The organism is Nocardioides jensenii JCM 1364 = NBRC 14755, from assembly GCF_001552535.1.
Lineage (GTDB): Bacteria > Actinomycetota > Actinomycetes > Propionibacteriales > Nocardioidaceae > Nocardioides > Nocardioides jensenii.
On record NZ_BCRJ01000028.1, the window covers coordinates 49,365 to 74,589 of the forward strand.

Annotated in this window: 27 protein-coding genes and 1 tRNA gene; 16 read left to right on the top strand and 12 right to left on the bottom strand. The window is 68.1% G+C overall.

Annotation, left to right across the window (positions count from 1 at the left end; translation table 11 throughout):
- Positions 1-2: 2 nt before the first annotated feature.
- From NJ4_RS08020 to NJ4_RS08030, 3 genes are all read left to right on the top strand, one after another.
- A complete protein-coding gene (locus tag NJ4_RS08020; protein WP_157550921.1) occupies positions 3-656 on the top strand; it encodes a hypothetical protein in 654 nt (217 codons plus the stop codon).
- 118 nt (positions 657-774) lie between these two features.
- Positions 775-1,953, top strand: a complete 1,179-nt coding sequence (gene dusB, locus NJ4_RS08025) for a tRNA dihydrouridine synthase DusB (protein ID WP_067432755.1) — start codon at positions 775-777, stop codon at positions 1,951-1,953.
- Positions 1,954-2,085: 132 nt separating this feature from the next.
- Positions 2,086-2,952, top strand: a complete 867-nt coding sequence (locus tag NJ4_RS08030) for an SH3 domain-containing protein (RefSeq protein WP_157550924.1) — start codon at positions 2,086-2,088, stop codon at positions 2,950-2,952.
- Between the two features lie 458 nt (positions 2,953-3,410).
- Here NJ4_RS08030 and NJ4_RS08035 read toward each other — a convergent pair whose 3' ends face one another.
- The 3 genes from NJ4_RS08035 to NJ4_RS25095 form a co-directional block, all read right to left on the bottom strand.
- A complete protein-coding gene (locus NJ4_RS08035) occupies positions 3,411-3,914 on the bottom strand; it encodes an RNA polymerase sigma factor (protein WP_067432761.1) in 504 nt (167 codons plus the stop codon).
- Positions 3,911-4,513: a hypothetical protein gene (locus tag NJ4_RS08040; RefSeq protein WP_067432764.1), complete on the bottom strand. Its 603-nt coding sequence runs from the start codon at positions 4,511-4,513 to the stop codon at positions 3,911-3,913. The genes NJ4_RS08035 and NJ4_RS08040 overlap by 4 nt, the downstream gene beginning before the upstream one ends.
- A gap of 195 nt (positions 4,514-4,708) precedes the next feature.
- The gene (locus NJ4_RS25095; protein WP_082748299.1) at positions 4,709-4,837 is read right to left on the bottom strand and encodes a helix-turn-helix domain-containing protein; all 129 of its coding nucleotides are present in this window, start codon (positions 4,835-4,837) and stop codon (positions 4,709-4,711) included.
- 21 nt (positions 4,838-4,858) lie between these two features.
- Here NJ4_RS25095 and NJ4_RS08045 point away from each other — a divergent pair, with 21 nt between their 5' ends.
- The 7 genes from NJ4_RS08045 to NJ4_RS26900 all read left to right on the top strand — a co-directional run bounded on the left by NJ4_RS08045 (position 4,859) and on the right by NJ4_RS26900 (position 10,620).
- Complete coding sequence (locus NJ4_RS08045; protein WP_067432767.1) at positions 4,859-6,100, top strand: deoxyguanosinetriphosphate triphosphohydrolase; 1,242 nt, start codon at positions 4,859-4,861, stop codon at positions 6,098-6,100.
- An 87-nt stretch (positions 6,101-6,187) separates the two neighbouring features.
- Positions 6,188-8,098 carry a DNA primase gene (dnaG, locus tag NJ4_RS08050; protein WP_067432770.1) on the top strand — a complete coding sequence of 637 codons (1,911 nt, stop codon included), beginning with the start codon at positions 6,188-6,190 and terminating at the stop codon, positions 8,096-8,098.
- On the top strand, positions 8,095-8,634 hold the full coding sequence (locus NJ4_RS08055) for a hypothetical protein (protein ID WP_067432773.1): 540 nt from the start codon (positions 8,095-8,097) through the stop codon (positions 8,632-8,634). The genes dnaG and NJ4_RS08055 overlap by 4 nt, the downstream gene beginning before the upstream one ends.
- Before the next feature lie 69 nt (positions 8,635-8,703).
- Positions 8,704-8,776 (top strand) — tRNA-Asn (locus NJ4_RS08060).
- 153 nt (positions 8,777-8,929) lie between these two features.
- Entirely contained in the window at positions 8,930-9,289 is a 360-nt protein-coding gene (locus NJ4_RS25590; RefSeq protein WP_169799229.1) for a helix-turn-helix domain-containing protein, read from the top strand.
- A gap of 52 nt (positions 9,290-9,341) precedes the next feature.
- Positions 9,342-10,523 (top strand): CorA family divalent cation transporter, encoded by a 1,182-nt coding sequence (locus tag NJ4_RS26895; RefSeq protein WP_067432776.1) that lies wholly within the window; start codon positions 9,342-9,344, stop codon positions 10,521-10,523.
- On the top strand, positions 10,492-10,620 hold the full coding sequence (locus NJ4_RS26900; RefSeq protein WP_281178266.1) for a CorA family divalent cation transporter: 129 nt from the start codon (positions 10,492-10,494) through the stop codon (positions 10,618-10,620). The genes NJ4_RS26895 and NJ4_RS26900 overlap by 32 nt, the downstream gene beginning before the upstream one ends.
- Here the strand turns inward: NJ4_RS26900 and NJ4_RS08075 are convergent.
- The 5 genes from NJ4_RS08075 to NJ4_RS08095 are packed head-to-tail and all read right to left on the bottom strand — an operon-like array spanning position 10,604 to position 16,678.
- Positions 10,604-11,599: an amidohydrolase family protein gene (locus tag NJ4_RS08075; protein WP_067432779.1), complete on the bottom strand. Its 996-nt coding sequence runs from the start codon at positions 11,597-11,599 to the stop codon at positions 10,604-10,606. The two genes, NJ4_RS26900 and NJ4_RS08075, sit on opposite strands and share 17 nt — an antisense overlap.
- A gap of 53 nt (positions 11,600-11,652) precedes the next feature.
- On the bottom strand, positions 11,653-13,605 hold the full coding sequence (locus NJ4_RS08080; RefSeq protein WP_067432782.1) for an acetoacetate--CoA ligase: 1,953 nt from the start codon (positions 13,603-13,605) through the stop codon (positions 11,653-11,655).
- Between the two features lie 5 nt (positions 13,606-13,610).
- On the bottom strand, positions 13,611-14,525 hold the full coding sequence (locus tag NJ4_RS08085) for a VOC family protein (RefSeq protein ID WP_067432785.1): 915 nt from the start codon (positions 14,523-14,525) through the stop codon (positions 13,611-13,613).
- A gap of 1 nt (position 14,526) precedes the next feature.
- Positions 14,527-15,435, bottom strand: a complete 909-nt coding sequence (locus tag NJ4_RS08090; protein WP_067432788.1) for a fumarylacetoacetate hydrolase family protein — start codon at positions 15,433-15,435, stop codon at positions 14,527-14,529.
- Positions 15,436-15,463: 28 nt separating this feature from the next.
- Positions 15,464-16,678, bottom strand: a complete 1,215-nt coding sequence (locus tag NJ4_RS08095; protein WP_067432791.1) for an acyl-CoA dehydrogenase family protein — start codon at positions 16,676-16,678, stop codon at positions 15,464-15,466.
- Between the two features lie 231 nt (positions 16,679-16,909).
- On the opposite strand from NJ4_RS08095, the gene NJ4_RS08100 reads away from it, so the two are divergent.
- Both NJ4_RS08100 and NJ4_RS08105 read left to right on the top strand, forming a co-directional pair.
- Complete coding sequence (locus tag NJ4_RS08100) at positions 16,910-17,461, top strand: flavin reductase family protein (protein ID WP_217996798.1); 552 nt, start codon at positions 16,910-16,912, stop codon at positions 17,459-17,461.
- Complete coding sequence (locus NJ4_RS08105; protein WP_067432798.1) at positions 17,455-18,750, top strand: PucR family transcriptional regulator; 1,296 nt, start codon at positions 17,455-17,457, stop codon at positions 18,748-18,750. The genes NJ4_RS08100 and NJ4_RS08105 overlap by 7 nt, the downstream gene beginning before the upstream one ends.
- Before the next feature lie 36 nt (positions 18,751-18,786).
- Here NJ4_RS08105 and NJ4_RS08110 read toward each other — a convergent pair whose 3' ends face one another.
- Together NJ4_RS08110 and NJ4_RS08115 are read right to left on the bottom strand one after the other, a co-directional pair.
- Positions 18,787-19,095 carry a hypothetical protein gene (locus NJ4_RS08110; protein ID WP_067432800.1) on the bottom strand — a complete coding sequence of 103 codons (309 nt, stop codon included), beginning with the start codon at positions 19,093-19,095 and terminating at the stop codon, positions 18,787-18,789.
- The gene (locus NJ4_RS08115) at positions 19,092-19,820 is read right to left on the bottom strand and encodes a hypothetical protein (RefSeq protein WP_082748294.1); all 729 of its coding nucleotides are present in this window, start codon (positions 19,818-19,820) and stop codon (positions 19,092-19,094) included. The genes NJ4_RS08110 and NJ4_RS08115 overlap by 4 nt, the downstream gene beginning before the upstream one ends.
- Before the next feature lie 39 nt (positions 19,821-19,859).
- On the opposite strand from NJ4_RS08115, the gene NJ4_RS08120 reads away from it, so the two are divergent.
- Entirely contained in the window at positions 19,860-20,528 is a 669-nt protein-coding gene (locus NJ4_RS08120) for a zinc-binding dehydrogenase (RefSeq protein WP_082748295.1), read from the top strand.
- Between the two features lie 478 nt (positions 20,529-21,006).
- On the opposite strand, the gene NJ4_RS08125 is transcribed toward NJ4_RS08120, so the two are convergent.
- Complete coding sequence (locus tag NJ4_RS08125) at positions 21,007-21,492, bottom strand: DUF6328 family protein (RefSeq protein ID WP_067432810.1); 486 nt, start codon at positions 21,490-21,492, stop codon at positions 21,007-21,009.
- 234 nt (positions 21,493-21,726) lie between these two features.
- Here NJ4_RS08125 and NJ4_RS08135 point away from each other — a divergent pair, with 234 nt between their 5' ends.
- Both NJ4_RS08135 and NJ4_RS08140 read left to right on the top strand, forming a co-directional pair.
- Positions 21,727-22,272 carry a type 1 glutamine amidotransferase domain-containing protein gene (locus tag NJ4_RS08135; RefSeq protein WP_067432816.1) on the top strand — a complete coding sequence of 182 codons (546 nt, stop codon included), beginning with the start codon at positions 21,727-21,729 and terminating at the stop codon, positions 22,270-22,272.
- Positions 22,272-23,279, top strand: a complete 1,008-nt coding sequence (locus tag NJ4_RS08140; RefSeq protein ID WP_067432818.1) for a TIGR03557 family F420-dependent LLM class oxidoreductase — start codon at positions 22,272-22,274, stop codon at positions 23,277-23,279. The genes NJ4_RS08135 and NJ4_RS08140 overlap by 1 nt, the downstream gene beginning before the upstream one ends.
- A 63-nt stretch (positions 23,280-23,342) precedes the next feature.
- Here the strand turns inward: NJ4_RS08140 and NJ4_RS08145 are convergent, their stop codons facing one another.
- Positions 23,343-24,353 (bottom strand): IS481 family transposase, encoded by a 1,011-nt coding sequence (locus tag NJ4_RS08145; RefSeq protein ID WP_067432821.1) that lies wholly within the window; start codon positions 24,351-24,353, stop codon positions 23,343-23,345.
- A gap of 619 nt (positions 24,354-24,972) precedes the next feature.
- Between NJ4_RS08145 and NJ4_RS27150 the strand changes: the two genes are divergently transcribed.
- Positions 24,973-25,062: a hypothetical protein gene (locus NJ4_RS27150; protein WP_407668051.1), complete on the top strand. Its 90-nt coding sequence runs from the start codon at positions 24,973-24,975 to the stop codon at positions 25,060-25,062.
- Positions 25,063-25,225 lie beyond the last annotated feature (163 nt).

Genomic DNA, 25,225 nt, shown 5'->3' on the forward strand with positions numbered 1-25,225 from the left:
CCATGAATTCTGCTGTCGTTCGCCTTGCCTCGTTGTCCCTGGTCGCCGTCGTAGCCCTCGCGGGCTGTGGGGGCGGGGACGACGACGGCAAGGACAAGAAGGACTCCCAGGGGGAGTCCTCCCAGACCACCGACGGCTCGAGCGCGCCCGAGGATGACGGTCTGACCGAGCCCGGGTCGAGTCTGGAGCTCGGTGACCCGGCCCGGTTCGAGTGGCAGGCCACCGCGAAGGTGAGCGGCGAGGCCGAGGTCACGGTGACCCGCATCGACAAGGCCGCGATCAAGGCGTTCAGCGGGTTCAAGCTGAGCGACGAGATGAAGAAGGCGACGCCCTACTACGTGCACCTGAAGGTGACCAACACCGGCACCACCAACCTCGGTGGCTTCGAGCCGCCGGTCTTCCTCGACAACGGCTCCTCGATCCTCTACCCGGCAGCGCACATCAGCGGCTTCGCCCCGTGCGCCGACCGGCTGCTGCCGAAGAAGTTCGGCCCCAAGGCCAAGCCCGCCGCCCTCTGCATGGTGTTCCTGGCCCCCGCCAAGACGAAGCTGCGAACGGTCGCGCTGCGCCCCGACGAGTCCCAGGAGCAGATCGACTGGACCGGCAAGCTCACCAAGCCGGGCACCGCGAAGAAGAAGCCCAGGAAGAAGCCCTGACGTCCTGGAACCTGCCCCCCGCGAGTTGTTGATTCCTGACGCTCGAGTTGTTGATTCTCGACGGCCGTGGGGCGGCTGAATTCCCGCCGAACGCCCCTCCCGGGCCACAATGGTTGCCATGACGACCACGCCGACCCGCCTCCCCGGCAGCCTTCCCGGTGCCCTGCACCTGGGTGGGCTGACCGTCGAGACGCCCGTCGTGCTGGCCCCGATGGCAGGCATCACCAACGCCGCCTACCGCCGGCTGTGCCTGGAGCAGATGCAGGCCGTAGGCGCCGACGGCGTCTTCGTCTGCGAGATGATCACCTCGCGCGGGCTGGTCGAGGGTGACGCGATGACCCGGTCGATGCTGGTCTTCGACGAGCTCGAGACACGCCGCAGCGTGCAGCTCTACGGCACCGACCCGATCCACGTCGGCAAGGCCGCCGAGATCCTCTGCGCCGAGTACGGCGTGGCTCACATCGACCTGAACTTCGGCTGCCCGGTGCCCAAGGTCACCCGCAAGGGTGGCGGGGGAGCCCTGCCCTGGAAGCGCGGACTGCTCGGGGCGATCCTCGAGAACGCTGTGCGCGCCGCGGCGCCGTACGACGTCCCGGTGACGATGAAGACCCGCAAGGGCATTGACGATGACCACCTGACCTACCTCGACGCCGGTCGCATCGCGCAGGAGGCCGGGTGCGCGGCGATCGCCCTGCACGGGCGCACCGTCGAACAGGCCTACTCGGGCACCGCCGACTGGGCGTCGATCGCCGAGCTGGTCGACCACGTCGACATCCCCGTGCTCGGCAACGGTGACATCTGGGAGGCCACCGACGCGCTGCGCATGGTCGAGGAGACCGGTGTCGCCGGTGTCGTCGTCGGCCGGGGCTGTCTCGGTCGGCCCTGGCTGTTCCGCGACCTGGCCGCGGCCTTCCGCGGGGAGCGGATCGCCACCCTGCCCAGGTTGGGCGAGGTGGCCGCGATGATGCGTCGACACGCCGAGCTGCTCAGTCTGCACATGGGGGAGGAGCGCGGTTGCAAGGAGTTCCGCAAGCACGTCTCGTGGTACCTCAAGGGCTTCCCCGTCGGCGGTGCGTTGCGTCACTCGTTGGCCCTCATCGACAGTCTCGCCACTCTCGACGTCCTGCTCAGTGAGCTGGACCCCGACGCGGTCTTCCCGGTCGCCGAGCTGGGTGCGCCGCGCGGGCGTCAGGGCACCCCGCGCAAGCGCGTCGTGCTGCCCGACGGCTGGCTCGACGACGCCGACGGACGTGACTGGCTGATGGCTGAGGACGTGTCCGCCGCATCGGGCGGGTGATCGGGAACACCCGGTGAATTCCGGACCCAAATGGGACATTTCCATCTGGTTCATGTTTCACTCGATCCTCGTGCCCGATCGAGAACCGGTTCGGGGACAGCCCCCTGTCAGCTATCGCAAAGGATCAGCGCTGTGGCAAATCATGGCCACAAGCGGGACACCAATGCCCGCCGCAAGCCCCGCCTGGTGATCATCGCAGGATCGATCTCCACGCTCGCCACCCTCGCCGTCGTCGGTGTCGGAGTCCTCGGATCCGACCCCGAGGTGCAGAAGGTGGTCAGCGCCAACCAGGCCTCCATCGGCAACAGCACCGCTGACCGGAAGACCGAGTCCTCCCGCTCCAGTGCTCGAGGAGCCGATCTCGACCTCGACACGCTGCGCAGCTCGGCGACGTACTCCCGCAACGCGGACCGCCTGGCCACCAAGCGCGCGGTCACCAAGGCCCACGACAATCTGTGGACCACCGAGGAGCTCAACCTCTGGGACTCGGCCACCGACCAGGCTGCCCAGGTCGGCACGATCGAGGCCGGCAAGAAGGTCCTGGTCACCGGTCGTGAGCAGAACGGCCGCTCCGAGATCGTGCTCGGCGGCGCATCGCGCTGGGTGACAGCGGAGTACCTCGACGACGAGAAGCCGGTCGAGGGCATCGGCGGCGACTGCACCAACGGCACCTCGGTGCCCAGCGGCGTGAGCCCCAACATCGTCAAGGTTCACCAGGCCGTCTGTGCCGCGTTCCCCGAGATCACCACCTACGGCACGTTCCGTGGCGACGGTGAGCACTCGCAGGGTCTCGCGGTCGACATCATGGTCAGCGGCGACCGCGGCTGGGAGGTCGCGGAGTTCGTCCGCGCCAACTTCTCCGACCTGGGCGTGAACTACATCATCTACTCCCAGCAGATCTGGTCCGTGGACCGCTCCGGCGAGGGCTGGCGTGGGATGGAGGACCGTGGCTCGACCACGGCCAACCACTACGACCACGTGCACGTCACGACGTACTGATCACGTCGGAAGTTGCATCTGACGCAGAACTCTTACGCTGGATGTATTCGTGCGGTGACGTGAAGGCCATCCGGTCGGAGGCGGCTGCCAGTTCGCGTCAGGACCAGTAGGCGTTGTGCCTCATCAAGTTGAGCGGCTGATCCCAGCGCTCGGAACCGACGTCAGATCTGCCTCGCGCAAGACTCCGAACGACCATGTCCGCGCTGGTCGTACCTGATCAGCGCGCCTCATTCGCCAGGGGCGTGAGAACGCCATGCAGACTCGTCGAGTCGATCCCTGGGCCACCGTGGACTCCGACAACGGCCCGCCTCTAGATAGCGACCGAATGAGATGCGAAACGTGGTCCCGAGGATCCCGGGCCTCTCGCACACACTGTGTGCCGGTGGGCCTTCCGCCATGGAACTCCGTCAGTTCGAACATCCGACTCGCCGGTATTCTCGCGGCAACCACGCCGACGGTCAGATGGAGCTGGCTTCGACCAGGGCTGCGCGGAGCGATTCCTTCGCCGTTGCGTATCTGCTGCGCGCGGTGGAGGGGTTCAGTCCGAGGATCTCCGCGGCTTCGACGATGGTGAATCCTTCCCAGTGGATGAGCATGACGAGTTCGCGTTGAGCGCCGTGAAGTCGCAATACGGCATCCCGAACCGCATGGGCGTCACCCAGTTCGGACACTGGTGTTGATACGGCGAGGTGGTCTCGGAGCCGGTCGGCCAGCGCCAACCGGCGCTGCCAAGTTCGACGGTGGTTGGACAGGGTGTTGGCTGCGATCACGAACAGCCACATGCGCTGCCGCTCCACATCGGCTGGCAACCTTTCCACCCGTCGCCAAGCGGTCACCATCGTCTCCCCCAGCAGGTCTGCCGCTTCTTCCCTGTCGGTGAGACGACGTTCGAAATAGGCCAACAGGTCGGGGGACGTCTCACGGAATGCCGCACGAATCGCCGCCCGGTCGGCCGCGCTCATTTCCAGCCGCCGTCGCACGAGATCGCCGCGGACACGCTGACCGCCTCTGCAGGAAGGCCATGCTGGGCAAGATAGGCGCCCAGCCGCTTCTCCAGCTCTACTTGCACAGCGAACGTCTCGTAATCTTCGACGGTTTGGGCAAGTCCGGCCTCTGAATCGGCCGTGACTCTGGCAGGAAGCCTTCTGACGGCCTCCTTCACGTCGATTGTGGAGAAATCGAAGTCCCGGAGGAACGTGCCTGCGGCGGCGACAGCCGCAGCGCGCGCGGCGTCGTCGACTGGGTGCTTCTGGTCTTCGATTCCCTTGGCTGCGTATTTCACCTCGCAAGAGGCACCCGTGGAGGTCGTTTGCGTGTTCTGAGCCGCCGGGTTGTCGAACCAGGGCAGCAGCCCCGTGGCGCTGGCAGTCGCGCCGCCTCCCAGCACTCCGATCGTCGCCAGGCCGCCGATGAGGATCCGCCGGCGAAAGCGGGACGGCACCGGCGCAGCAATCGCCTCAGCCTCCCTGATCAGGACCGCGAGCTCCCTCTCGAGTTCTGGCGTCCGCGGAGTGACTGACGGTGCCGATGCGTCAAGCTGGGCGTCAAACGAGGATGTCATGTCGTCTCCTGAAGAACGAGGATGATCCGTACACCCAGTACATGTATGCAAACGGCGCCAGCGTCCATTCGATGTGCGCACTACTCATTGGAGCATCTCCGCCACCCTGCCCGAGCAAGAAGCAAAGGCCATTCCGGCAGTTCGAACATCCGACTCCGCCGAAATCGAAGAGTGTGGGCGCTGGCCCGATTCAGCTCAGTCCGTACGACGGATGGTGAGCAGCTCGCCGACGTCGCAGTTCAGCGCCTCGCAGATCGCGGTCAGCGTCGAGAAACGGATCGCCGTGGCGCGGTCGTTCTTCAGGATGGCGTCGACTGTGGACAGTAGCCACTACTCTCGGGCCTGATGAGGACCAACGAGTACGACGACCGCGACCGAGAGCGCATCGTCCCGGAGCCCCCGAAGCGCGTCGACGCCCCCGTGCGCACCCCGTTCGAGCGCGACCGGGCCCGGGTCGTCCACGCGGCGGCCTCCCGGAGGTTGGCCGCCAAGACCCAGGTCGTCGGTCCGCAGAGCGACGACTTCGTCCGCAACCGGCTGACCCACTCGCTGGAGGTCGCGCAGATCGCCCGTGACCTGGCCCGCGCCCTGGGCTGTCACCCCGACATCACCGAGACCGCCGCCCTGGCCCACGACCTGGGCCACCCGCCGTTCGGTCACAACGGCGAGCAGGTGCTCGACGCACTCAGCGAGCCGTGCGGCGGGTTCGAGGGCAACGCCCAGACCCTGCGCCTGCTCAGCCGACTCGAGGCCAAGACGTTCGACGCCGACGGTCACTCCGTGGGCCTCAACCTCACCCGCGCGACCCTCGACGCCTGCACGAAATACCCCTGGCCACGCGAGATCCCGGGCACCAAGTTCGGCGCCTACGCCGACGACCTGCCGGTCTTCACCTGGATGCGTGACGGTCGCACCGATCACCGCACGTGCGTCGAGGCCCAGGTGATGGACCTCGCCGACGACGTGGCCTACTCCGTGCACGACGTCGAGGACGGCATCGTCGCCGACCGCATCGACCTGACCGGGCTGACCGACCCCGGGTTGCGACGCGAGGTGTGGCAGACCACCCGCGACTGGTACCTCCCCGACGCCACCGACGACGCCTTCGAGGAGGCGCTGGCCCGGATGCAGACGCAGGGCAGCTGGCAGCGGTCGTCGTACGACGGGTCGCGGCGGTCGCTGGCCGCCCTGAAGAACCTCACCAGCGACCTGATCGGCCGGTTCTGCGGCAGCGTGCAGGCCGCGATGGTGGCCACCTACGGCAGCGACTCGTTCGTGCGCTACCGCGCCGACCTGGTGATTCCCGACGAGACGCTCCTCGAGATCACCGTGCTCAAGGGCGTCGCCGCTCACCTCGTGATGCGCACCGACGAGCGACGGGAGGTGATGACCCGCCAGCGCGAGCTGCTCGCCGAGCTGGTCGCGGGCCTGGTCGACCGGCCCGATCGACTCGACGCCGCCTTCGCCAACGACCACGGCGACGCTATCGACGACGCCGCTCGCCTGCGGGTGGTCATCGACCAGGTCGCCTCGCTCACCGACGCCTCCGCGCACGCGTGGCACGAGCGTTTCGTGGGCACCGCCTGACCGATCCGCGCCCGTTCGTGCTTGCTTCTCCACAGCCCGTGGCCACCGGCACCCGGACGGCGCGGTCTGCGACGTAGACTCCGCGACGTGGCAGGACGGATCAGGGACGACGACATCGCGGAGGTCCGCGAGAAGGCCCGCATCGACGAGGTCGTCTCCTCCTACGTCACGCTCCGCAACGCCGGCGGCGGCTCGATGAAGGGTCTGTGCCCCTTCCACGACGAGAAGTCCCCGTCGTTCCACGTCACCCCCGCGCGGGCGTTCTTCCACTGCTTCGGCTGTCAGGAAGGCGGCGACGTCTTCAGCTTCCTGATGAAGATCGACGGCATCACCTTCGCCGAGGCAGTCGAGCGGCTGGCGGACAAGTACGGCGTCCAACTGCGACGCGAGGAGGGCGGCGCGCCCACGCCACCCCGCGGCCCGCAGCGCAGCCGGCTGATCGATGCCCACAAGCAGGCGCAGGCCTACTACGCCGACCAGTTGGCGACTCCCGAGGCCTTGGCGGCACGACAGTTCCTCGACGGTCGCGGGTTCGACCAGGACGCCGCGGCGACGTTCGGCGTCGGGTTCGCGCCCCGTGACGGTGAGGCGCTCTTCAAGCACCTGCGCCAGAAGGGCTTCAGCGAGGACGAAGTGGTCACCGCTGGCCTGATCGGGCGGGGACGCGGTCTCTACGACCGGTTCCGCGGGCGTCTGCTGTGGCCGATCCGCGACGCCTCGGGCGACGTGATCGGCTTCGGAGCCCGCCGCATCTTCGACGACGACCGCATCGAGGCGAAATACCTCAACACCCCCGAGTCGCCGATCTACAAGAAGTCCCAGGTGCTCTACGGCATCGACCTGGCCCGCCGCGAGATCGCACGTTCCTCTCAGGCAGTGGTCGTCGAGGGCTACACCGATGTGATGGCCTGCCACCTGGCCGGCGTCGGCACCGCCGTGGCCACCTGCGGAACCGCGTTCGGCGACGACCACGCGCGGGTGCTGCGGCGCTTCCTGCACGACCACGAGGAGTTCCGCGGTGAGGTGATCTTCACCTTCGACGGGGACTCGGCCGGGCAGAAGGCGGCGCTGCGGGCCTTCGGCGGCGATCAGAACTTCGTGTCCCAGACCTATGTCGCGATCGAGCCCGACGGTCTCGACCCGTGCGACCTGCGGATCAAGAAGGGTGACGAGGCGGTCCGTGAGCTGGTCTCCGGACGGGTGCCGCTCTATCGCTTCGTGCTCAGCAACGTGCTCTCCCGCTATGACCTCGACCGGGCCGACGGACGGGTCGACGCGCTCCGCGAGGCCGCCGTCCTGGTCAGCAGCGTGCGCGACAAGTCCAAGGTCGACGCCTTCGCCCGTGAGATCGCCTCCTCGATCGGGGTCGACGTCGACGAGGCCCGCACCGAGGTACGCCGGGCCGCGAGCCGGCAGTCCCGTGCGCCGCGCCAGACCCCCGGTGGCGCCCTTGGCCGGGCCTCCGGTGCCACTGCGCGTCCGCAGGAGCCGACCGCTCCCGAGCAGCCCGCGAAGCCGCCCCTGCCGCACCTGCGCGACCCACGCTTCGCGATCGAGCGCGAGACGCTCAAGCTGGTGCTGCACCACCCCGAGGTCGTCGTACGCGCGGCCCGCGACGTCGGCCCCGACGACTTCACCCACCCGACCTACCGCGAGGTGTGGGCGGCGATCCGCGCGGGTGGCGGCCCCGAGAGCGCCAAGGCCGGCTGGGCCGCGGGACTGCGCGACCACGCCACCGACCCGGCTGTCTCATCCGCGCTCACCGAGCTCAGCGTCGAGCCCCTGCTGTCGAAGAAGGAGCCCGACCTGGCCTACGTGCACGCCCACGTCTACCGTCTCCGCGAGCTGACCGCGCTGCGCGCGATCGCCGACGTCAAGAGCAAGCTGCAGCGCACCAACCCCGTTGACGACGCAGGCGGCTACAACGACATGTTCGGAGAGTTGATGAAGCTCGAGCAGCACCGCCGGGCCATGCGTGAGGCGGCGATGGGCACGTGAGGCTCTTCGGTGCACCGCTGCCTGCGGAGGTCCTCGCTGTCGAGCTGGCGGCGGGGGAGAAGGCGTTGGCGGGCGCTGTCGGCAAGGCCGACGGGGCCGACGCTGACGCCGAGGGCAGCACGGGTGACGTGGTGCTGGTCGGCACCCGGGACGCGCTCCATGTCGGCAGTCGACGCATCCCGTGGGAGAGCGTCGAGAAGGCCGACTGGTCGCAGGAAGACTCACGACTGACCGTCACCGAGGTCGGCAGCTGGGGCGAGGTCCGCCCGGTGCACACCGTTCTGCTCGAGGAGCCGGGGCGACTGCTCGAGCTGGTCCGTGAACGGGTCACCGCGAGCGTCGTACTCCAGCGGCACGTGCCGATCCGAGGCCGGCGCGGAGTGTTCGTGATCGCGCGTCGGGCGCCACGCGGTGACCAGCCGGTGCAGTGGGTCTACGAGTTCGAGGAGGGCGTCGATCCCGACGACCCCGAGGTGCGGAGACGGGCCGCGTTGGCCCTCGAAGCGGTGCGCGACGAGGTCGGTCTCGACCTGTGAGGCACCCAACCTCGACCTGATTTCGCTCCACCGCAGCCTCCTTGCTATTCTTCCGGGGCTGCCTAGCGATCCCCTGTAGCTCAACTGGCAGAGCATTCGGCTGTTAACCGGAGGGTTGTTGGTTCGAGTCCAACCGGGGGAGCAGAAGAACCCCGTCTGACCTGTGTGAACAGGTCAGACGGGGTTCGTTCGTTTCACGTGTTGACGGCCTTGTTCACACTTTTGGTCCACTTTTGGTGGCCGGGCCACCCCTCACACGCCGCATTCGTGGGTCTCGCACGCGTACCTCCCGGGCATGGCTACCAACGTTACCGAAGCGTCCATGCTCACCACCGACCCGGCCGACTACCGGCTGCTCACCTCCGACGAGGCGTCAGCGGTCCTTGCAGTCCCGGTCGCCACCTTGCGCACGTGGCGATCCCGTCGCCGCGGCTACGGTCCGCCGGCGGTCCACCTCGGCGGCAACATCCGCTACCGCCCCCAGGACCTGTTGGTCTGGATCGATGCGCACACCGAGAACCTCGCCGGCGACCTACCGGACGAGATCGAAGCGCACCAACCCAGAACCAACCCGTCCCCTGAACATCCCCTGACGAGACAGTGGCGACCACGCCCTGAGCCTCGCCCCTCCGAGAGCAACCAGATCCGCGCCTGACGCGCCGACTGTGAAGTCGCCGCCGGGCGCTGGGCAGAATAGAGAACTTCAGATGTCCCGCGAACCACTCCAACCGGCTGAGATCGGCGAACGTATCGAACTTGAGACTGGGGGACCGGTCGATGCCCGTACGTTGGTCAAGGACGCGGTCGAGATCTACCTTGACCAGCGCATGGAGGATGCCCGCACCGGGATCGGCCGGGCCAGCACCCGGTCGATCAAGCAGTACGGTTCCCTGGCCCGCAACTGGATCGTTCCGAATCTCGGTAATCTCCAGGTTCGCCATCTCACCTCGGGCCGCCTGGATCGCTACTTCCGTATCGAAGTGACACCTACCCGCTACTCGGACGTTCGCAAAACCCTGCACGCGTTCGTGGAGTGGCTTGTTGTCCAAGGTGCCCTCACCCGAGACCCGCTGGCACCACTGCCGAGCTACCAACGCCGCAACATCGGCCGGCGGTCCAAAGACCGCGAGATCACCGCGGCACACATCAGCGCCGTGCTCACCGCGATCGAACGAATGGATCGGGTCACGACCCTCAGGGCCGACACCATCGACTGTCTACCGCGATCTCGTGTTGTTCATCGTCGGCACCGCCTGTCGACCAGGAGAGGCCCCGCGCGGTCGGCCAGACCCCGCTGTACCAAGGAGAGCCGCCAGGCCAGTGCTGCCGCGTCACGCAGCCCCAGCACACAGGCCCTGTCCGAGGAACGGAGGCATCAGGTGAGCAGCGTCGACCGCCCTGCTGGACGAATCGTGGACGGGTACGCGCCCGTTGTCGCAGGGCTGGAGAACGACATCGACGAGGTCGAGGACAGCTTCTTCGGTGCGGCCCGCGTGGATTCTTCCTTGTCAGAGCGGACCTATTGGTTGCTCGCGCAAGTGATCGAGCTCCAGCGCGCGATCGGGCCGCTCCCCGGGATCCTTGAAGGCTTGTTGCGCGGCGCCGATCGGTATGGCACTGGCGACGAGGTGCAGAACCGACTGCGCAACGTGCTCGACCACACCATCCGGGCAACCGAGCGGGTCGACTCATGTCGGGCACTGCTCGGCAACGCCCTCACCGTCCACTCGACGCTGGTGTCGCTTGAGCAGAACGAGGCGATGCGTCGCATGTCCAGCGCGATCCTGGCGCAGGGGGGAGGTCAAGCGGATCTCTTCCTGGGCAGCGATCCTGTTAACCCCGACGCTTGTCGCCTCGATCTACGGGATGAACTTCGACCACATGCCTGAGCTGCGCTGGGCCTGGGGCTATCCGTTCGCCATGGTGCTGATGTTCGGCTTGGGTCTGGGGCTCTGGGGCGCCTTCAAGTTCAAGCACTGGCTTTGATGGCGGTGGCCATGTGTGATCCCGTCCCTTCCCACGAGAACAGTGCCTGCGCGTTGGTAGCGACCAGGTCTCGCCATGGGCCGTGGATGTCGGAGCGCCAGTGCGCATCGAGGGCATCGACCTGCAGGGCGACCACCGATGGCGGGGTCCAGCAGAAGTCACTGCCATAGAGCAGATGGTCGCTACCGGCGCGACCGATGAGCGTCTCCGCGTGAGTCGGAACCGGCATACCGGCCATGTCGAACCAGAGCCGACCCAGCGCATCGTCGAGCCCGTCCGCGTCGTCCGGACCGATGCCGAACGCTGCGAAGAGCTTGAGCCGGTCGATCATCAACGGCAGGAAGGCACCGCAGTGCGAGGCGATCACCCGCACGTTGGGATGCCGGGCGAGCGTGCCGTCGACCATCATGCCGACCATCGACCGGGTGGTCTCGACCAGGAACTCCAGCATCGGCCGGGGCAGGACGAGCGCGGTCTGCTCATGGCCGGGCGGTGAGGTCGGGTGCACGAACAACACCGCCCCACGTCGGTCGAGCTCCGCGAAGAACGGCTCGTAGGACGGGTCGCTGAGATACGTGCCGTGCGTGTTCGTCTCGACCACGATGCCTGCCGCACCGAGCTCGTCGAGGCCACGGGTCCCCTCGGCCAGTGATGCCTCGACGGCGGGCAGTGGCACCGACGCGAAGAACCGGAATCGGTCCGGCCACTGGGCGCACACCTCGGCGGCGAAGTCGTTGACCCGCCTGGCCAGTTGAACGGCGGCCGCGTCGTCGCCGAAGTGCACCCCGGGTGAGGAGATCGAGAGCACCGCCTGGTCGATCCCATGCTCGTCCATCAGCCGCAGGTGGTCCTCGGGAGTCCAACTGGGCCACCCCGGCATGCCGTCGGGCCGTTCGTGCCCGGCGCGGGTCGCCTCCTCGGCGTACCAGGGTGTGACGAAGTGTGCGTGCACGTCGACCAGTGGGGTTTCTTCGGTCATCTCTGGGGTCTCCTTGCTTCGTGTGTGTGGTCTCGACGGCCGCTCGCTGGCGCTCAATGCTCGACCACCGAGGAGGCAGCCCACTGGCGGGCCAGGTCGGTGTAGCGGGCGAGCAGCTCGGGCCGGTCGACGGCACCGGCACTGACCACGTCGTCGGGTAGCGAGCCCTGCAGGATGCGCTTGAGTGGGATCTCGAGCTTCTTGCCGGTCTTGGTGTGCGGGATCGCCTCGACCACGTGCATCTCGTCGGGCACGTGGCGTGGCGAGCCCTGCGTGCGCAGCAGGTCACGCAGCCGCGCCAGGTCAGCTTCGTCGAGGCTGCGCCCGGGCGCCGGCACCAGGAACATCGGCATCCGGTAGGAGCCGTCTGGCATCTCGACGCCGAGCACGAGGGCTTCGGCGACTGCCGGATCCTTCTCCACGATCTGGTAGAGGTCCGAGGACCCGATGCGCACGCCGTTGCGGTTCAGCGTCGAGTCCGACCGGCCATGCACGATGAAGGTGCCGTGGCCGGTGTGCGTGGCCCAGTCCCCCTGCCGCCACACGCCCGGGAAGGTGTCGAAGTAGGCGTCGTGCAGCCGCTCCCCGGTGGGGTCGTTCCAGAACCTCAAGGGCATCGACGGATAGGGAATGGTCACCACGAGCTCGCCGACGGTGTCGCGAACCGGTCGACCGTCGGCGTCGTACGCCGCGGCCGCGACGCCCAGCAATGGGCCGGAGATCTCGCCGGCGCGCACCGGCAGGTTGGGTGCTCCGCCGAGGAACGCGCTGACCACGTCGGTGCCACCGCACGCGGAGAAGACCGGTACGTCGGGCCCGACGTTGTCGCGGACCCAGTCGAAGAGCACCGCCGCGACCGGCGCACCCGTGACCGCGATCTGGGTCAGCGCGGAGAGGTCGTGCTCGTCCCGCGGCACCAGTCCGAGCGTCCGGGTGTGCTGCAGGTGACCCGGGCTGGTGCCGAACATGGTGACCCGTTCCCGCTCGACGATCTCCCAGAGGCGATCGCCGTCAGGGTGCGTGGGGCTGCCCTCGCAGACCACCGTGGTCGCACCCACTATCAGTGCCGAGACCACTACGTTCCAGAGCATCCAGTTGGTCGTGGTGTGCCACAGCATCGTGTCGCCGGGCCCCAGGTCATGCTGCAGGCCGAGCAGGCCGAGGTGTGCGGACACCACCCCGGCGTGCCCGTGCACGATGCCCTTCGGCACGCCGGTCGTGCCGGAGGAGAACAGCACCCACAACGGGTGGTCCGCCGGCAGCTGCTCGGTCTCCAACTCCGCGCCGGCGGCGATCGCGTCGTGCCAAGGGATCACGTCCACGCCCGGCAAGTCGTCGATCGCCAGCCCGCAGCGTTCGACCGCGACGACGGTCCGGACGCCCAGCTCCTCGGCCAGCACGCCGACGACCTCACGCCGGTCGACGGCGGCACCGCCCCAGTCGTACGCCGCCACCGCCACCAGGACGGTCGGTTCGAGCTGGCGCAACCGGTCGGCCGCGGCCGAGGCGCCGTAGTCAGGCGCGCAGCCTGCCCACACTGCGCCAGTCGAGGCACAGCCGAGGAACGCCACGATCGCCTCGATCGAGTTGGTCAGGTAGCCGACCACCCGATCGCCCCGTCGTACGCCGCGGGCGCGCAGCGTCCGTGTGAACCCGGCCACCTGGTCGGCGAGCTCGGACCAGTCCAGCTCCACACGGGTGCCGTCCTCAGCGATCGAGACCACCGCAGCGCCGGGAAGGTCGCGATGCCGCAGCACCTGGTCGACATAGTTCAACCTGGCTCCCTCGAACCAGCGGTGGTGCGGCATCGGGTGGTCGCTGAGGACCCGGTCGTAGGGAGTGGAGGCGCGTACGCCGAAGAACTCCCAGACCAGCTCCCAGAACTGCTCAGGCTCGGTGACCGACCAGTGGTGGAGCTGCCAGTAGTCCTCGGCCGAGACGCCGAAGCGGCTGGCCGCGGCTTCGGCGAACGCCTCGATGTTGGTGTCGGGTTGCTCGGGGTTCATGACAGTCAGCTCGAGTGTGCACCGGTCATCATGCCGGCAAGGTCCTCGGGCGCCAGGAACGACGGGGGCGGTGGCGGGCCCCAGTTGTAGAGACCCTTCGCACCCTCCCAGACCCCCGGCTCCCAGAGGGCGTCGTCGACGATGCAGTCGATGTCGGAGTAGTACTCCGAGAAGTTGCCGGCCGGGTCCTTGAGGTACCAGAAGAAGTTGGAGCCGACGTGGTGGCGGCCCAGGCCCCACACGTGACGGTCCGGGTCGTTCTCGAGCATCGCGGTGGCGCCGCGGCCGATCTCGTCAATGTCCTCGACCTGCCACGAGGTGTGGTGCAGGAAGTTCACCGGCGCCTGCTGCACCAGGACGTTGTGGTGGTCGGTCGAGCAGCGCATGAACGCGGCCAGGCCTGGGACACGGTCGCTGACCTTGAAGCCGATGCCCTCGGTGAAGAACCGCTGGGTGGCCTCCTGGTCGGTGGAACCGATCACCACGTGCCCGAGCTTGCGCGGCTTGACCGGCCCTTCTCGGAGTACGCCGGGAGCGCGGCCCTCGCGCTCGATGCGACCCGGAAAGTTGTAGGGCGTGGGATCGGAGGCCTGCTCGATGTGCGGGCTGACCGAGACCGTGGCCCGGAAGCCGGCGATCGGCTCCTCGGTGACCAGGCTCGTTCCCTCCCGCTTGGTGGCGAGGTCGAGCTTGTCCAACTGGGTCGCGATGCGGTCCACGTCGTCCGGGTCGTCGACGCCGATCCCGATCTCGAGCAGTCGGCGTTGCGACGACGACGCGATGCGCAGCTGCTGGCCACCGTCGGCCGTGCTGAAGCTGCCGTCGCCATGGTGGGTGAGTCCGAACTCCTCGTAGTAGGTAACGGTCTCGTCGACGTTCGGCACCCCGATGGTGACGGAGGTGAGTCGGTGCAGTGACATGTCAGGCCTCCCCTGAATCGTTGGTCGCCAAGTCGTCTGCGCTGACGGGAGTAGCGACGAAGCGCTGGCGCTGCTCGCCCAGGCCCTCGATCCAGCTGTGCAACTCCTCGCCGTCCTGGAGGAACCGCTGCGGGGAGCGTCCGGCGCCGACGCCGGCCGGCGTACCGGTGAAGACGAGGTCTCCCGGGAGCAGCGTGATCGTGCGGGAGAGTGCCGCGATCAGTCGTGGCACCGAGTGGATGAGGTCGCGGGTGCGGCCGTCCTGCACGGTCTCGCCGTCTATGGCGCAACCGAGCGGGAGGTCGTCGCGGTCGGGCAGCTCGTCGGTGGTGACCAGCCATGGGCCGACTGGGGCGAAGCCCGGGAACGACTTGCCCAGGCTGAACTGGGGAGCCGGGCCGGCGAGCTGGCTGACCCGCTCGGAGAGGTCCTGGCCGATGGTCAGTCCGGCGACGTGGTCCCACGCGTCGGCTTCGTCGACGTTCGTGGCGGCTCGCCCGATGACCGCGACGAGCTCGACTTCCCAGTCGGTGTTGCCGCCGGGCGGCAGGGTGACCTCCGTGTCGGGACCGGTGAGGCTGGTGACGAACTTGGTGAAGGTCGGCGGCAGACCGGTCGGTGCCTCGAAGCCGGACTCGGCCGCGTGGCTGCTGTAGTTGAGCCCGATGGCCACGATCTGACGAGGTGCCGGTGACGGACTGTCGAGCTGGGCGCGGGTGAACGCCGTACGTGCATCGGCGGAGTCCTCCCGGGCCACGGCGTCCTCGGCCCAAGCACGGAAGCCGTCCCATTCCAGATAGATCTCGGCGAGGTCTGGTCCGAACTTGCCGGCACTGGCGTCGGCGACGTCGATGCCGTCGGTGTCACTGGTGAGCAGGACGGCGCGGCCGTCCACGTTGGCGAGTCTCATGGTGTCTCCTTGCGTCAGGTCTGATTGGTCAGATGAGTGCGGTGATCTGTTCTTCGACCCCGAGCAGTGCCCGGCCATAGAGCTCGAAGCCGATCTCGGGGTTGACCACCGCGTGGCGGCTGCCGGTCTCCAGGTCGCGCCACACCCGCTGCATCGGGTTGGCCTCGGCGAAGCTGCCGGCGCCGTGCACGTTGAGCAGCAGGTCGACGGCCTCGCGGCAGTGCGTGGCGATCGTGCTGACGTCGGCGCGCACGCGGGCCCGCGTGGTGAAGTCGAGGTACTCACCCGACGCCGCGGCCCGGTCGATGTCGGCGCCGGCGCGGAGCATGTGCAGCTCCGCGGTGTCGATCAGCTGAGCGGCCTTGGCCACCTGCAACTGGGTGGTCGGCGCGAGCGAGGACTTGTCATAGAACGTGTAGCTGATGCCGCGGCCCTTGGCCAGCGAGGCCTGGACCAGCTCGAGCGCCTGCTTGGCGAGACCGAGCTGGGGAGCGACCAGCACCAGCGCCAGCACCGGCACCATCGCCGAGCGGTAGAGCGCCTCGTCCGTGTGCTCGGTCGCGTAGTCCCCGCCGATGCCCCGGGTGACCGAGAGAATCCGGTGGTCGGGCACGAAGACCTCGTCCGCGACCAGCGTGTTGCTGCCAGTGCCGCGCATACCGGCGACGTACCAGGTGTCCTCGACGGACAGGTCGCTCATCGGGATCAGGGCCATGCCCTGGTCGACGGCCTCGCCGTCCTCGTTGACGATGTGGACGCCCAGGCCGGCCCACTGCGAGTGCAGGCACCCGGAGGCGAAGCCCCACTTGCCGGTCACTACGAGGCCACCCTCGACCCTGCGGCTGGTCGAGGTCGGGGCGATCACGCCGCACACACGAGCGGCGGGGTCCTCGCCCCACACCTCCTGCTGGGCGCGCTCGGGGAAGAGGCCGGCGATCCAGGAGCAGACGTTCATCAGGGTGCTGGCCCAGGCGGTGGAGCCGTCGCCACGGCCGAGCTCGACGCTGATCCGCAGCGAGGTGGTCACATCGGTCTCGAGACCGCCGAGCCGGGCCGGAACGGAGACGCGGTAGAGGTCGGCGGCCTTGATCGCCTCGATGTTCTCCTCCGCCACGCGACGCTGCTTCTCGGTGGTCTCGGCGTTGGCGCGCAGCAGCGGCACCAGCTCGGCGGCGCGGGCGACCAGCGCGTCACTGGTCGGCTCCGCGACGGACGTACGGCGTTCGGTCGAGGTGGCAGTCATGGTGGACTCCTGTGTGGTTGGCGGTCGGTGTCGTGCGGCAACGATGCGACACCGGTCACACCCCGCGCTTGCGCTGGGAGTCCACACTTCCGACCGACCTTTGGACTCTGTGTGACCACGGTCACGCGAGTGCAACCGGCCCTCGGATGTTTGGACTCGGAGCCCAAGGCAGCCCCGACGTGATGTGCTTCACTCGAAGCCTGATCCCGCCGCACGTCTGGAGAATCGGCCATGACCATGACCAGCCTGAAGCCACAGTTCGATGCCACCACCTTCCGCCGTGCCCTCGGCCACGTACCCACCTCGGTGTGCGTCGTGACCGTCGCCGATGATGAGGGCACGACCGGGATGACGGTCGGCAGCTTCACCTCGATCTCACTGGACCCGCCGCTGGTGGGCTTCTTCGCTGACTCCGGGTCGTCCACGTTCCAACGGGTACGACGGGCCGGGGCGTTCACGGTCAACCTGCTCAACGACCACCAGGGCGGGCTGTGCCAGGCGTTCGCCCGCAAGAGCGCCGACCGGTTCGACGGCGTTCCGCTGGTCGCCGGTGACCACCCGGCACCTCGCCTGGCCGAGGCGCTCGGGTGGATCGACTGCGAGATCCACTCGGTCGTCACCATCGGCGACCACGACGCGGTCGTGGGTCGGGTCATGCGCCTGGACGTACCTCCCGTACCCCGCAAGCCGCTGGTCTTCTATCGCGGCACCCTGTGCCAGCTCGACGCACGCACCGTGCCCAGCAAGGGCAACTGGCAGCGCGACCACTACGCCGAATGGTGAAGAGCCCGCCGGAGGCCGACGGGCAATGGCTGCTGACCCTGACCGGGTCGGGTCGGCACGCGCCGGCCAGTCACCCGCCGCTGGTCGCGCGGGTGCGTGACGTGCTCGGCCCCGGTGCACTCGACTGGGGCGTGGACGTGGGCCACGAGATGGCCACCACGATCATCGCGGACATCACGGCGATGGGTGGCGGCGAGGAGGCGTTCGACACGCTGCGGATGGGGACGGAGGCGTCCACGCTGCACTCCATGCTGATGCTGGTCTCCGACGACCCGACCTCGGGCACTGTTCCCGAGGAGTCACTCGAGGGCGACCGCGTCTTCGCACAACGCCGGATCCCACTCGATGTGGTGCTGCATGGGATCCGGGTCGGCCACTCGATCATGGCCCGCTCGCTACTCGACGCCGCGTCGACGATGGTCGAGGAGCCGCTGCGCACCCAGGAGATGAAGCGCACCTCCGAGTGGCTCTTCGGCTACATGGACGACTTCGCCTCGACCATGTCCGCCGAATACCTCGCCGAGCACGACCGCTGGGTGACCAGCGCAGCCGCCGAGCGCGCGGAGCTGGTGGCGTCGATCCTCGACGGGACCCCCGTCCGGGTGGCCGATGCATCGACCACGCTGGGCTACCCGCTCGACCGGCACCACCTGGCACTGGTGGTGTGGCGCACACCGGGCAGCGCGGAGACTGCGACCGACCTGCAGAGGGTCGCCGCGAAGCTGCTGGCCGACAGCGGATGCAGCGCCAGCCTCGTCGTACCCTTCGGTGCCTCGTCGGTGTGGGTGTGGACGTCGTGGCGCTCCGGCGACATCGAGCGCCCCCAACTCGTCGCCCCGGACCTGCCGGGCATCAACGTCACGGTCGGCACCCTGGCCGCCGGCGTGGACGGCTTCCGGCAGTCACACCACGAGGCGCTGCAGGCTGCCGAGCTGGTCCGTGGCGCCTCCTCACCCACCTGGCTCACCTGGTACGACGACGTCGAGCTCGCCGTCCTGCTCAGCAGCGATCCTGCTCTGGCCCGCGCATTCGTGTCGCGCGAGCTCGGTCCACTGGCCGCCGACACCGCGCCGGCAGCCGAGCTCCGGGAGACCGTGGCCACCTACCTGGCCTGCGACCGCAGCCTCGCCCAGGCAGCGGAGATCCTCCACGTCGCGCGCAACACCGTGGCCTACCGGGTCAAGAAGGTGGAGAAGGAGATCGGTCGCGACCTGCGGGATCGACGCCTGGAGTTCGAGTGCGCGCTGCGCCTGACCCAGAGCGCGGGCAGTGTCGTGCTCGACTCCTGACGCGCGTCCACTGGTTCCGCTTGGCCGGACATCTTGCTACCCAGGCGAGCGCGCACGGCGCTTGTCCCACCTTCGCTGCCGACTGATGTCCGCTGAGTGTTCTGGTACGTCGATGGGGGCGAGGTCATCGTCAGTCCTCTCAAGGACGTTCTCAACGAATCGACGTTCCGCGCGCTGGTCGTCTCCTGCGGCTCTGTCGACGGCGACCATGTCCAGCTGAGCGGTGTCGTCATACGGCGCGGCCTCGACACTTGTCTCGGCGGCGAATCGGGCCAGCCCCAGGTCACCCACGGCGAGCGCGTGGGTCGTGACGATGTGGGCGGTGTCGACGATGGCGCAAGTCATGATGTGGTCGAGTCGCTCACCATCCAGGAGCCAGCATCGGTTGCCACTCCGTGGACGACGTATCTGCCTTGGACGCCGCTGGCGTGGGTCTGGCGTGCGTTCGGCAGGTGTGGTTTGCCGGTCCGTTGGTCTCTCCCGAGCCATCCTCGGATGATCCCCATGTCCTTCCGCGCTCGCTCAGGCTGTAGTCCAAAGGCTTTTGCGACTTCGTCTGCAGTAACGCCCTTCGTGTGGAGGACGAGGTACGCAAGGAGCTCAACGTAGAAGGGACGACGATGCGCCATCTTGCGCACGTCACCCAACGTCCGGGCGCTCACCGGACCAAGAATAGTGAGGTTTGGGCCCATGAGTCGGGAGGCCTGCCAGCGGGCGACGTCCTCGTCGAGCTGAGGGTCCCGCTCCTGCACCTGCTGCGCAGCGGCCTCAGAGACCACCGGGGCGAGGCGCTCAACGTCCTTTGCAAGTGTGGCCGCGCGCGACTCGTATTCGTGGGCGGGCAATGGCAACAGTGATCGGTCGCCAGCAGGGCCGTCCGCTGGCCGTGCAACGGTCAGGCCCTGGTTCAGTGCCCCTGCCGTATCGACAAGCGAGTCAGATCCGCCTACCGGCATTGGCACGGTCGACGTCTCCCGAGTGATGTCGACCAGGGCCGCGCAAGCCCGTGCCTCGTCGGCAGTCAGGCTAGTGGCTGTGAGGTTCAGACCGAGCGGCTCGATGGAGAGCATGCCGGTCGAACTTAGGCGCAGCTCAGCGTCGTCGGTGGAATGATCGTCGCCGATGGTGATATCGGCAGCACCCGAGCGGCCCTCGTAGCTCGTGATGATCTTGGCGACCTGCCGTACGGCTTCGGCGTTGGATGGCACGGTCGAGGTGATCAGCGTCCGGAACTGGTCCGGCTCAAGCAAGGGATTCTCCGCCTCGAGGTCGGCGGCGAATTCGCCGAGTTCGTGGTTGTGCCGTCCCTCAACGCGCACGTCGTCGACAGCGGCCTCAGTGACGCGGACCTGGCAACCTTTCCGTGTTCGTACGACTCGGCCGAGGAGATGCTGGTCCGGGCAGACCTCGGCGAAGGCGAGAGCATCCTGGTCACCGGTGTCGCCGGAGGTGTGGGCAGCGCCCTCATCCAGCTGGCGTTGGTGCGCGGCGCGCGCGTCGTCGCCGTCGCCAGCGAGTCGAAGCGCGACCGCCTGCTTGCGCTGGGCGCGGAGCACTTCGTGCCCCGCGACGCCGCCACCCTTCAGGAGTCCGTGGAAGGCCTGGTTGGGGAGCAGGGGATCGACGTCGTCGCGGATGTCGTCGGCGGTGAGCTGTTCGGCCCGATCCTCAAGGTGCTCCGTCGGGGTGGGCGTTACACGACCTCCGGCGCGATCGGCGGGCCGACGACCGCGATCGACCTTCGTGACCTGATCTGGCGACGGCGCCAATCGGCTTGATGAGCCGCCGCCGCTGACCCGAAGCAGGGTCGACCTCAAGCGGGAGACGGCGTCGCGTGAGCCGCACACGCAGTTGTGGCGACCACGGTTGCGGTGGCGACGCTCCACCTCGCGATGACGATCCCACCAACCCCTGCTGCCAACTCGGCCACCACCACAGAGCCGGCTCGCCGGCGGCGAGCGTGCTGCGTGCCGGCTTGCCGGCCACCACGTCCCCGGACCGCCATGACCCCGGAACCTCCGGGCGCGGCCCCGATGTCACCGTGGTCCTGTCTGGCGGAACCTCTGCACCAAGCGCACTGGTGTGGAGGTCTACCGCCCTGGGCGGTGCGCAAAGAACTCCGACGAATACAGGCTGTTCGCCACTCTGGCCCAGACCTTCACCCACGTCGAGGCGCTCGACTGATCGTCAAGGTCGACGGCAGCATGATCGCGCTCTCTCGTGCCGACCCGAGCCACTGACGCACGGGTTGCCTGCTCAGGCGTGCGGCCTGCTGCCGCCCACCCAGCGAGGAACGATGACCAGGACCGAGACCACGAGTGTGGCCATCGCGATCCCCACGATGATGGAGGCCCGGCGATCGAGAACCACGTCGAAGACGAAGACCGCGGTCCCGGTGACCAGGCAGCCGATGAGCACCATCACGATCTGGGCCAACCAGTGGCCACCCATCACCAGCCGCTGCTTGCGTTGCCACTGGAACAGTCGCCGGTGCAGCGCAATGGGTGCCAACATCATCGTCGTGCACGAGGCTGCCAGAACAACCAGAGCCAAGTAGAGGACACGTTGCGGGCCATCGAGGTCGGCGAAGCGTTGCTGGAAGGGGAGGGTCAACAAGAACCCGCCCAAGATCTGTACGCCGGTCTGGAGCACCCGGAACTCCTGCAGCAGTTCGTTCCAGTTCCGGTCCGCCCGTTCCTCGACGGTCTCTTCGCGGCCGCTCCGCTCAGGCGTGGGCGTCACGGACGGCGCCGGCCTCGGTCGTGGCCGCCTCCGTCTTCAGCTCCCCACCCTGGTCCTGCCGGTGGGCCTGAACGAACCAGTGGAAGAGCTCGAGTTGCTCGACCTGCCCGGTGAGCGCGCGGTGTGGACATGGCGACGTGGTACCCGCATGCGATTGATTCATGCGGCCGGCGGCTGCCGCTCGCAGTCTGGGGTACCGGTCCCGCCCAAACCTCGACGGAAGGACTGCACAGCATGACCACTGAACAGGCCACGAAGCAGATCGCCGTGCTCGTCGCCGCGGAGGGGATCGAACAGGTCGAACTGACCGGCCCGTGGGACGCACTCGTGGCAGCGGGGTGGCAGCCCCGGCTGCTGTCTCCGGAGGCGGGGAGTGTGCAGGCCTTCCACCATCTCGACCCGGCGGACACCTTCCACGTGGACAGCACCGTGGGCGACGCCGACCCCGACGCGTACGCCGCCGCCATGCTGCCGGGGGGAGTGGCCAACGGCGACCAACTCCGCACGGACGAGGACGCTGTCGAGTTCGTGCGCTCGTTCCTCGAGGCGGACAAGCCGGTCGCCGCGATCTGTCACGCCATCTGGACGCTCGTCGAGACAGGTGAGCTGACGGGCAGGAGGCTCACCTCGTGGCCGAGCCTGCAGACTGATGTGCGCAACGCCGGCGGCGAGTGGGTCGACGAGGAGGTCGTTGTTGACCGGAATCTCGTGACCAGCCGCAAGCCGGACGACATCCCGGCCTTCAACCAGGCCCTGCTCGAGCAGCTCGGGGCGGTCTGATGGGACCGCGCTTCGGCTACTTCCTGTCCTGTGAGGAGTTCGGGCCCGAGGATCTGGTCGCGCAGGCGGTCAAGGCCGAGGCGGCCGGATTCGATTGCTTGTGGATCAGCGACCACTTCCATCCGTGGAACGACGAACAGGGACAGAGCCCGTTCGTCTGGTCCGTGATCGGGGCCCTGTCACAGGCATGCTCTCTGCCGGTCACCACGGCGGTGACCTGCCCGACCGTTCGGATGAATCCGGCGATCGTGGCGCAGGCAGCGGCCACCTGTGCGGTGATGCTGGATGGCCGCTTCACCCTCGGCGTCGGCACGGGCGAGGCGCTCAATGAACACATCCTGGGGGACGCCTGGCCCACGGTCGACATTCGTCTGGAGATGCTGGAGGAGGCAGTGGCCCTGATCCGCCGGCTGTGGACCGGCGAGTTCGTCAGCCACCGCGGGAGCCATTATCGGGTGGACACGGCGCGCATCTACACCCTCCCCGACGAGCCACCACCGATCTTCATGTCGGGATTCGGCCCGCAGGCCGTCGACGTGGCCGCACGCATCGCGGACGGCTACATCACGACGTCACCCGACACCGCGATGCTCGAGCGGTTCCGGGACAGGTCGGGCGGCAAGCCCGCTCAGGCCGGCACCAAGGTTGCATGGGCCCCGACAGCGGCGGAGGGACTGGAGATCGCCCACCGCGTGTGGGGCACCAGCGGCCTCCCCGGAGAGCTGGCCCAGGTGCTGCCGTCACCGCGCCACTTCGAACAGGCTGCGGAGCTGGTCACCCTCGAGCAGACCCGTGACAAGGTCACCTGTGGCTCGGACCCCGTCGAGCACGTGACCGCGCTGGCGCCGTACGTCGACGCCGGCTTCGAGGAGGTGTACGTCGCCAACATGGGCCCGCACTGGGCGGACATGATCGACATGTTCGGGGCCGAGGTGCTCCCCAGGTTGCGGGACCTCGGGCAGCCCGGGGCGGTCAGCGGGCGGGCAGCAGGGTCGAAGAATGCGTGACGAGCCGCGCACCGTCGAGGTCTGCCGAGCGGCGCTCCAGGAGGCGACCCGGCCGGGGACCGCCTAGGTGTGATGCCCAGCCAGGTTGTTCAATCTGGTGATGGGTGCGGCCTTCCCGATTGCTGAGTGGGGCCGATGGTGGTTGTACTGGTGGATCCATGATGGCAGGGCAGCGAGCCGGGCGTTCTCGGAGCTGTAGAACTTCTTGAATGCCCAGCCCTCGGCCAAGGTGCGGTGGAACCGTTCGATCTTGCCGTTGGTCTGTGGCCGGTAGGGCCTCGTCTTCTTCGGGGTGATGCCGAGTTCGGCGCAGGTGTTGCGCCACAGGTGTGACTTGTAGCAGCTGCCGTTGTCGGAGAGGACCCGCTTGACGACGACGTCACGCTCGGCGAACCAAGCAACCGCGTTCTTGAGGACCGCGGCCGCCGTTTCCTTCTTCTCGTCGTCGTGGGCCTCGACGTAGGCCACGCGGGAATGATCATCGATCACGGTGTGCAGGTAGCAGGTCCCGATCAGAGGCTGGTAGTGCTTGTTCTTGGGCCCACCGGTGCGTGCCGCGGTCGTGGAGCGGTTCTTGTCGCCTTGTTGCCTGCCGAGGTAGCGCCAACCTCCGCCGTCGGGGATCCGTCCGAGTTTCTTGACGTCGACGTGGATCATGTCGCCGGGCTTCTCGTGTTCGTAGCGGCGGATCGGTTCCCCAGTCGCGCGGTCGATGTGGGTGAGTCGGTTGAGCCGGCAGCGGACCAGGACCGCGTGCACGGTCGAGGAAGCCATGCCGAGCCGGTCGGCGATCTCGACCGGCCCAAGCCGCTGCTTCCAGCGCAGGTGCACGATTTTGCGTACCAAGGGCTGCGGGGTCCGGTTGGGCTGGTGGTGTGGGGCCGAGGACCGGTCGAGCATTCCGTCCGGGCCTTCGTCGCGGTAGCGGTCAGCCCACTTCTTTGCGGTCCGCCACGACACGTCGTAACGCTCAGCAGCACGGGCTGGTGGCCAGCCATGGTCGACGACCAAACGTGCTAGGCGGAGACGGGCGCGTGGTGTCAGGGCAGCGTTGGTGTGGGTAGCGTGGGACACGAAGACCTCCTGATGCGTGAGCGGTTCCTAGACAGCTCCACTCCACATCGGGAGGTCTTCACCCGTCTACGACATCAGATCGTGTCGTCACAACTTCTCGACCAACCTGACTGGGCATCACAGGGCTGCCGTCCACGGACGTGGTTCCAGCACGCGGTCGTCGTACACGATCGGAAGGTGGCCGAAGGTCAGGTGCCGAGTCGGCGGTGGGTGTGGGGAGGTGCGCATGCGATGCGCGGTACCCACCTTGTCGTCGGACCTGCCGGGCCGGCTGGCGGATCGCCCTCACCCGGTATGAGCGGGTGCGGTCGGGGTACAGGCATGTGGCGTCGAAGTCGCTGCGCCAGTGCGAATCGGCTTCGACGTCCAGGCAACACCACGGGTCGTAGACCTTCCCGGCAGCGCCTGCGCGCGACGCTGTCGAGCAAGTCTCGACCCGCTCCCTGATCGCGGAGCCCTCCCGTACGCCGTGTGAGGGCTCCGCGGTCCATGTCATGAGGACGGGGTTCCATGGTCCGGCTTCGGCGGGTGACATCACACGAGCCCGGCTGGACCCGGGGTCGCGCGTCGTGGTTCCGTCCACCTCGATGCGGAAGGGGAACGGCTTCCCGAGGCCGACGTGCGGAGGATCCGAGAGCTCGCCGTCCCGCCGGCCTGGCAGGACGTGTGGATCCACGGTGTTGGCTGCGACGGCCCTCGCCGAGAGTGACGAGTCCGGCGCGACCCGTCCTGGATCCACGTGCCACAGCTGGCAGTGGCCGCCACTTCGTCCCTGACCCGCACGCCGAGTCCCGGGCCGGCATACCGAGCACGGCGGTGGGTACCTACCTGCATGGCAAACCTCACGTGTCTCGTCCCGGAGCCCCTTGCTG